The sequence below is a fragment of the Mesobacillus subterraneus genome (assembly GCF_000934845.1).
Classification (GTDB): Bacteria; Bacillota; Bacilli; order Bacillales; family Cytobacillaceae; genus Mesobacillus; species Mesobacillus stamsii.
This window is the reverse complement of the sequence record NZ_JXIQ01000135.1, coordinates 1-7,930: the sequence shown is the minus strand read 5'-3', so window position 1 is coordinate 7,930 and position 7,930 is coordinate 1. Positions and strand designations below refer to the sequence as shown.

General features: G+C 39.1%; 7 protein-coding genes. 5 read left to right on the top strand and 2 right to left on the bottom strand.

What is annotated here, in order from left to right; all coding sequences use genetic code 11:
• The first annotated feature begins 233 nt into the window (after positions 1 to 233).
• On the top strand, positions 234 to 737 hold the full coding sequence (locus UB32_RS19610) for a helicase C-terminal domain-containing protein (protein WP_241768527.1): 504 nt from the start codon (positions 234 to 236) through the stop codon (positions 735 to 737).
• 58 nt (positions 738 to 795) lie between these two features.
• Here the strand turns inward: UB32_RS19610 and UB32_RS16005 are convergent, their stop codons facing one another.
• Positions 796 to 1,551 carry a hypothetical protein gene (locus UB32_RS16005; protein WP_044395528.1) on the bottom strand — a complete coding sequence of 252 codons (756 nt, stop codon included), beginning with the start codon at positions 1,549 to 1,551 and terminating at the stop codon, positions 796 to 798.
• Between the two features lie 341 nt (positions 1,552 to 1,892).
• Between UB32_RS16005 and UB32_RS16000 the strand changes: the two genes are divergently transcribed.
• A complete protein-coding gene (locus tag UB32_RS16000; RefSeq protein ID WP_431305980.1) occupies positions 1,893 to 2,075 on the top strand; it encodes a YkvA family protein in 183 nt (60 codons plus the stop codon).
• Between the two features lie 89 nt (positions 2,076 to 2,164).
• Positions 2,165 to 2,995, top strand: a complete 831-nt coding sequence (locus UB32_RS15995) for an STAS domain-containing protein (RefSeq protein WP_044395523.1) — start codon at positions 2,165 to 2,167, stop codon at positions 2,993 to 2,995.
• Positions 2,996 to 3,034: 39 nt separating this feature from the next.
• On the opposite strand, the gene UB32_RS15990 is transcribed toward UB32_RS15995, so the two are convergent.
• On the bottom strand, positions 3,035 to 4,777 hold the full coding sequence (locus UB32_RS15990) for an AAA family ATPase (protein WP_044395521.1): 1,743 nt from the start codon (positions 4,775 to 4,777) through the stop codon (positions 3,035 to 3,037).
• A gap of 326 nt (positions 4,778 to 5,103) precedes the next feature.
• On the opposite strand from UB32_RS15990, the gene UB32_RS15985 reads away from it, so the two are divergent.
• Both UB32_RS15985 and UB32_RS15980 read left to right on the top strand, forming a co-directional pair.
• Positions 5,104 to 6,342: an MFS transporter gene (locus UB32_RS15985; protein ID WP_044395519.1), complete on the top strand. Its 1,239-nt coding sequence runs from the start codon at positions 5,104 to 5,106 to the stop codon at positions 6,340 to 6,342.
• A gap of 294 nt (positions 6,343 to 6,636) precedes the next feature.
• Positions 6,637 to 7,671, top strand: coding sequence for a glycosyltransferase family 2 protein (locus UB32_RS15980; protein WP_044395517.1), 1,035 nt, complete (start codon positions 6,637 to 6,639; stop codon positions 7,669 to 7,671).
• The last annotated feature ends 259 nt before the right edge of the window (positions 7,672 to 7,930 follow it).

The following is a 7,930-nucleotide window of genomic DNA, read 5'->3' as shown; positions in this document are numbered from 1 at the left end:
AGTCATTCAAGAATCCCACTCGTTAAACTGTAAGGTTTAGAGCTTGCCCCTTTAGGGGTGGGAGTCTCAAAGAGATATGCTTGGCGGTGATCACGAAGATTATATCACTTTGGTCCCTTCTCCATTTACTAATAAGCAGACTGAAGTGAAGATTCAATCGTTATCAACAAGGTTCAAAGACCGGACAAGATCCGTTAATCCGATCGTCCAAACAATGTCTGATCTAGTCCACAATGCTCCAGGCAATTATCTGTTTTTCTTTCCATCCTTACCAATACCTTAATATGGTACTGGATGAGTGGCGCATTTTCAATGAGGATATCACCACGATTGTCCAGGGTACAAGGATGGATGAGGAAGAGCGTGCCGCATTCCTGGAATCTTTCACAGCTGACAATAAAAGATCACTCGTTGGTTTTGCTGTTCTTGGCGGTGTATTTTCTGAAGGCATCGACTTAAAAGGGGACAGGCTTAACGGGGTAGTGGTTGTAGGTGTGGGACTGCCTCAGATTGGATTCGAAAGAGACTTGATAAAAAAGCATTTCGCTGGTATTGGAAAGAATGGTTATGATTATGCCTATGTCTTTCCTGGAATGAACAAAGTACTGCAAGCTGGAGGAAGACTGATTCGATCAGAAAAGGACACAGGCAGAATAGTGTTGATAGACGATCGTTACCTGCTACCTAAATATCAGGCGCTTTTGCCGAATAATTGGAAAAATTTCACCTTATGGTAACACGCATATAAGAAAATATTTGCAATACGAAAGTATCATTTAAATGGTGATATCCTCCTTAACACCTAGTGTTATTGAATTCGAACTGAAAAAAGTCTTTAATGGTATTTTTCATTTTCTCTTTGTTCCTGTTAAATTGCGGCAGTCGGTGTCCGTTTGCACCTGACGGGTGAGGGAATCCAAAGAGAATATTTTTTTCTTCCAGAAGCCCTTCACTGACGTATAGCCTCATGACTTCTTCGACACTTTTTCCAAGTGGGACCACAATCGCATTCTGAAGCATGCAAGCTTGTGGTTCAAAGTAACTTTTTAAGAAACCCATCAACATTTTGTTTTTTAGAATTTTTGGATGATGTCCGGTGTAATTTTCCCGGTTATTGAAAACAGCATATGGAATCAGAGACGTTGTATGAAGCAGATTGTCTTTTTCATTAAAAAGTTGCGCACAAGATTCCAATGCTAGCCATTTTTGTAATTCGAGGTCATCAAGCATTTCAATGATATGATTGCGTAGTACCCCAGAAAATCTCGCTTCCCGTTTACTCAAATAAGGAATCTCGGTAACAGGCTTTCTTTTTTCAATAAGGGAGCGGGCAACTGCAATGGACTTGCTCATTTGCTGGAAACCAGGAGTTATTCCAACAATAAACACCTTTGCTTTTGGATTTATGTATTCATTATGCGTACAATAATAGACTTCAAGTCGGCCTTCTTTCGTCAATAAAAACTCTTTGGTCAAAAGTTCGTCTCGAGAGTAATTTTCTTTCAAAGGGAGTTCTGCAATTTTTTTTATGTATTCAACCAGTTTAGCCATAAACAATCCCCCTATGTATAGTACATATATTATGAACGGACCTTTTTAAGAATATCAATTTTGTCAGACGGCTGGCAAGCGACATGAAGACTAGAAAGTGGAATACTCAATAATAGTATTATGTAAACCTATAAGATAAATGAAACGAATCCATCTGACGACCGTAAATAATAATGCCTTTAGTGGTTTTGAAATTGGCGAATAGTGAAAGAAGGATATGAGATTCTGTATAAAAGAGGTGCATCATAATGAAGATGTTTTTTAAAAGAATTCGAATGATTTTTCATGCAAAAAAATTTCTTCCTTTTCTAATAGAATTTTTCACGTCTAGAGTGGTTCCAGTGAAGCAAAAAATCATTTCCGCAAGCTTGATCATTGGATATTTTTTGTTTCCCTTTGATATTATTCCTGATTTTTTAACAATGATTGGTGTCGTCGATGATATTGGAGTTCTTTTAATCGTACTTCAGCAAATCATTAAGATGGCTCCTGCTGAACTAAGAGAGAAACACAAAATAGAGTAAAACTAAAAACTGTTTGGTATAATAGATTGGGGCTTGATTGAGGTAGTTCTACCTATATTGCATCTACCTTCCAGTTAGGGGGAAATTCTTTGCATCGGAATCAGGAATTATACAATTTTTTAAAGAAAAATAGTTGGAATATGACAGAGGAATGGCATCGAAATATCGATTTTGAAAATTCCGCGGGTGTTTACGCTTCTCGCAATCCAGATGTTATATCTTCGTTAAAAGAACAGAATCATGAGTTTCACCTTCATTTCATTGAGTTATTTAAAAAGAAAGAGGGGGAATTTATCAAGGACTTTAGTCCCTGGATCGAAAAAGTTGCAAGTGATATTGAACATGTTAACACGCCAATTCAATACGTAATTAAGGAATTTAAAAATGTAAGAAGCCAGTATTTTGATTATGTTCGCCGATTTGCAGAATTGCATCCTGAAATAACAAGAAAAGAGATCGATATCTGGTATGATATCATCTTGAAAGAAATGGATGAGGTGATTCTGCGCTTCATAGAAGCTACCTATAAATACTCTCAAAGGGTGATGAAAGCACAGCAAGAAACAATTAATGAATTAAGTGCTCCTGTTATTTCGCTTGCGAACCACCAGGGGTTGCTGCCGCTGATTGGGGATATAGATACTTCAAGAGCTAAAATAATCATTGAAAACACATTGTTGCAGTGCTCCCAAAGGGATATTCACCATTTATTTGTAGATTTATCTGGTGTTGTAATGATTGATACGATGGTTGCTCATCAAATTTTCCAGCTATTGAATGCCTTGAAATTAATAGGCGTAAATGCGACGCTTTCTGGCATGCGTCCTGAGATTGCCCAAACCGCCGTTCAGCTGGGAATTTCTTTTAAAGAAATAGACATTAAAGCAAATCTTGCCCAGGCAATTGCCCAGCGAAAATAAAAAAGATTTCCGATTATTTATTCGGAAATCTTTTTTTATTTATACCATTACACATCGCTCTTCTCGAAAACAAGATGTATTTTGGACAATATCATCTACTTCGGAGCCTTCGAGAGTTTCTTTCTTTAATAACGCATCAACAAGTTCTCCAAATTGATTTTGATGAGATCTTATAATCATTTCGGATTTTTCGAGAGCGTCATCAAAAAGTTCCTGCATTTTTGTTTCTCTTAACCCTTTGCTGAAAGTGAGGGAGAAGCCTTCCTGCAATAAACCAGTATCGACCATTTGTTCAATGATTTGTTTCGCCTGTTGAACATCTCCGCTTACCCCAATACTGTGCTCCCCAAGCAACATTCTTTCAGCGACACCACCGGCAAGGATCATGGCAATACGGTCGATTAAATCGCTGTGCGTTGACAATTCAAGCTCTTTTGGTATTGGTGCTACATATCCAAGTGCCTGGCCGCGCGGAATGATGGTCGCTTTCCGGACAGAACCTGGTTTGGTGACAGCAGAAACAAGAGCATGTCCAGCTTCGTGAATGGCAACCCTTCGCTTCGTGTCAGCATCCTGGAGTGTCCTAGATGTGCTGCCAAGGATGATCCGGTCTAGGGCAAAATCAAGATCGCTTTTTGAAATGATATCCTGGTCGTTTCTCAATGCGCGTCTGCTGGCAGTTTCAAACAATGAGTACAGCTCTGCACCTGAAAAACCTGAGGTGCTTTCTGCCAGGTCGTCCAATGAGGAGAAGACATCTGGGGCAAGATTTTTCCCTTTGATATGGATATCAATGATTTCCCTTCTGCCTTTAGTATCTGGCAGTGGGACATTGAAAGAAAAATCAATTCGACCAGGGCGGAGGAATGCATCATCCAGCATGTCTTTTCTGTTTGTTGCGGCAATGAAAAGAATACCATCATTTGAATGTCCGCCATCTAGCTGGACGAGAAGTTCTGTGAGCGTCTTTTCCCCTTCCTCTCCGCCATGCGGTTTCCGCTTGCCGGCAAGTGCGTCCACTTCATCAATAAAAATGACTGCAGGACCTTGCTTCCGTGCACTCTGAAACAAGCTTCGCACCCGAGAAGCACCAACTCCGATAAACATTTCATTGAAAGCTGACCCGCTGGTCGAGAAAAAATTTGCATTCAGCTCACGAGCGATTGCCTGTGCAAGGAGAGTTTTTCCTGTTCCTGGAGGACCGTATAACAGAAGTCCCTTCGGAGGTTTAATGCCCATCCTGGCTGATTTGTCAGGATTTTTCAGAATGGAAAGTGTCTGGTTGATTTCTTCTTTCATTTCTTCCTGTAAACCGCCAACGTCAGCTAGTGTGATCGAAGGCAAAGGATGAGGCTTTGACAGGTTGTTTTTCATTCGATTACCGGCACCAATCCCTCCGGTTTTCTTTTGGATGACATATGCGCCACCCATTAAAAGCAACAGAACACCACCAAAAATCCATGCACCATACTTGCTGTTATTCATATATTCATAACTGATATTATATTTTTCTACTAATTTATCGACCATATCACTTCCAGGGGGAACTTGGGAAACAAATGTTGCATCTTTCGTTTTAAGTATGAGTGTTCCATCTATTTTTTCAATCAGCGTTGCCTCGTCGCCGTTAAGACTTTCTACTGACTTGACTAGAGAACTAAATGGAACCGATACTTGATCATCATTATTTTGAACGACAATTGTCGCTGCTATTGTAACCAATACCATAAACGCCGCAAAAAACGGAAGGATTTTAGAAACAAATTTTGGATTTGAATTCATGCTTTCAGCTCCTTATCGAATCTATATACCATTATAAGTAATATACCGATGTTATAAATAGGTAAATTGTCGTAGAGAGGGTGGTAAATATATGAAACTTTTACTTGAAGCGTTTAAGAGTGGCGAAAATGCGGGTATAATGCATGTTTCAAGTATTTATATTGGGAAAATTTATATGGACAAATTGTGACCATTAATAGTTATGGAATAAAATGTAATTCAATTCAAAATAGGTGCTTGAAACTTTTGGAAGTTACCGATAGGATAAAAAAGAGAAAGGATTGGTAAAATTCCGATAATTTTAACTGGTCGAGGAGGGGTATTGCTTGAAGGAATGGAAAGATCCCATATTACTGATTTTGGGAATTGGGATTTCAAATATTGGCAACTGGATTTATTTTGTAGCAATTAATTTATTGGTATTAAACATCACTGGCTCAGCTGCAGCCATTGCAGGCTTGTTTATCATCAGGCCCTTGGCGATCCTTCTGACAAATACATGGGCTGGAAGCGTCATCGATCGTGTAAACAAAAGAAAGTTGATGATCTGGATTGATCTAATCCGGGGGATATTCATTGCAACGATTCCTTTTTTTACATCGCTTTTTCCTATTTATATTCTTATGTTTTTGACTAATATTGCTGGATCCTTTTTTGGGCCCGCTTCCGAAACATACATAGCAAAGTTGATTCCCCCTGAAAAAAGAAAACGGTTTAATTCCTTTTTTTCATTCGCGACTTCAGGAGCAATGTTGGTTGGGCCGAGTGTTTCTGGCCTGCTGATTATGTATGGAAGCATAAATACCAGCATTTATTTAAATGCAGTTACCTTCTTTTTCTGTGCAGCGGCTATATCCTTCTTGCCAGACGTTGATAGGGAAGAGGGAAAAGAAAAATACGTAGACAACAGTATTACATTGAAAATGATTGCTACTGATTGGAAGGCAGTGGCCGATTTTGGAAAAGCAGCGGTTGGATTTATGGTGGTTTTCATGATTTTCCAATTCATTACACTGATCTCCTATGCACTTGATTCACAGGAAGTAACCTTTATCCAGCAAGTCATCGGTTTGTCAGAAAAGAATTATGGCTTGCTTGTTAGTCTTACTGGCGCAGGTTATGTCGCTGGCTCTTTCGCAGTATCTGCATTGGCATCGAGGCTTTCCATTCGTACACTGTTAGGATTAGGGTCTTTATTATCGGTGATCGGGTACTTTATGTTTTTTCTAGCATCATCGGAAACTGTACCTTTAGCTGTATTTGGCTTCATCGTAATTGGATTCTTCTCACCGTTTTCATTTACCGGATACACAACCTTTTTTCAGAACAATGTGCCGATAGAGTTAATGGGAAGGTTTAGCAGTGCTTTTGCATTTTTTCAGTCGATGGTTCAAATCGTATTGACACTATTGTTAGGATACTTGGCTGAGGTCATTGAACTGCAAACCGCTACCATCGGATTTTCGGTCATTGGGCTGCTATTAGCAATTACATTGACATCAATCGTTTTCCTCCAATCTAAAAAGAATCTATTCGTTCTAGAATCTGAGAGGAATATAAATTAAATATAAGGCTGTAATGGTGATTAATTACCGTTGCAGCCTTTTTCTTTACAGTGTTTTTTGGATGTACTAGGAAGCAGACGTTAAGGGAATATTTTCTGCCATTGTGCAAATCTTAAAAAGACGAACCAAGAAAATACATCACTCAAGTATGTGAATTTCAATATTATGGGGAAAATACATATTTCTACGTGTCTGACATTGATCATGCACTCATGAATAATTGAACGCTTGATGCCATTTTCACGTCAGAAACGAGCGCCTAGTCAGGTTGTCTAACACTAAGGAGGTCCATCCATGAATTTGCCGATTTTATCGATTATCGTTCCCTGCTACAATGAGCAGGAGGTGCTAGCAGAAACCATGGAACAGCTAGCGACAAAAGTGGAGCAAATGATACACGAAAACATCGTATCGAAAAACAGTAAAATATTGTTTGTTGATGACGGTAGCATAGACAATACATGGAAATTGATTTACAAAGCTAGCCTAAGCAATGAATTTATAAAAGGATTGAAGCTTTCCAAAAATGCAGGACACCAGAATGCCTTGCTAGCAGGTCTTTTTGCTGCAAAAAATTCTTCAGATTGTCTCATAAGTATTGATGCAGATCTTCAGGACGATATCGATGCCATCAATGAGATGGTAAGAAAATACATGGAAGGCTACGAAATTGTCTACGGTGTCAGAAGCAGCAGGGAGTCGGATACGTTCTTCAAGCGTTTTACGGCAGAGGGCTTTTATAAGCTAATGGACAAGCTTGGAGTAAAATTGATCTTTAACCATGCTGACTTTCGTTTAATGAGCAGGCGAGCGGTTAATGAATTAGAACAATTTGCAGAGTGTAATATGTTCTTACGAGGAATTGTTCCGTTAATCGGTTTCAACTCGGCAAATGTCTATTATGACAGAAACGAGAGGCTTGCTGGGGAAACAAAATACCCATTAAAAAAAATGCTTGCCTTTGCCTTTGATGGAATAACCTCATTTTCGGTCACTCCCATCAGGCTTGTTTTGCTTGTCGGGTTTCTCTCTTTTATGATCAGTTTGTTATTTGGAATCTATTTTTTAATTTTAAAGTTTTTTGGAAAAACGGAGCTAGGATGGACTTCCTTGATCACATCGATATGGCTAATTGGAGGCTTACAGTTAATAGCCATCGGTTTGGTCGGAGAATATATTGGGAAAATCTACAAGGAAACAAAGCGCCGGCCAAAATATATTGTCGATGTTGACCTGCTCAATCTGCCGATATCAAAAAAAATCGGGAACGTGGAGCAGCACGGGTACGAACAAATCCTTGAAAAGCAGAAACTATCGGAGAACCATTAGTCAGCTGAATATTGTGCGGACACCGTTTTGTATAAGAACTATTTGTTTTTTAAGAAGATAAAATGCAGCTCTTAAAGCTTTTTATAATATCAGAATTTATATGTTTACCCTTTTTTGTAATTGTGGGAAAATCGAGGCATGGAGCCAAATATTCTTAAACAAATCTTTTTTGTTGATGGCACGAAGGAGAAAAACGTCTCGAGGAGTTAGCGGCAAACGGCTTGCCTAAGCGTTGGGCTATGTGCTAATGCTGGACAAA

Bases quoted from the DNA above. Each gene is read 5' to 3' on its own strand.
- UB32_RS19610 (WP_241768527.1), top strand. From the start codon at position 234: ATGCTCCAGGCAATTATCTGTTTTTCTTTCCATCCTTACCAATACCTT.
- UB32_RS16005 (WP_044395528.1), bottom strand. From the start codon at position 1,551: ATGGCTAAACTGGTTGAATACATAAAAAAAATTGCAGAACTCCCTTTG.
- UB32_RS15990 (WP_044395521.1), bottom strand. From the start codon at position 4,777: ATGAATTCAAATCCAAAATTTGTTTCTAAAATCCTTCCGTTTTTTGCG.
- UB32_RS15980 (WP_044395517.1), top strand. From the start codon at position 6,637: ATGAATTTGCCGATTTTATCGATTATCGTTCCCTGCTACAATGAGCAG.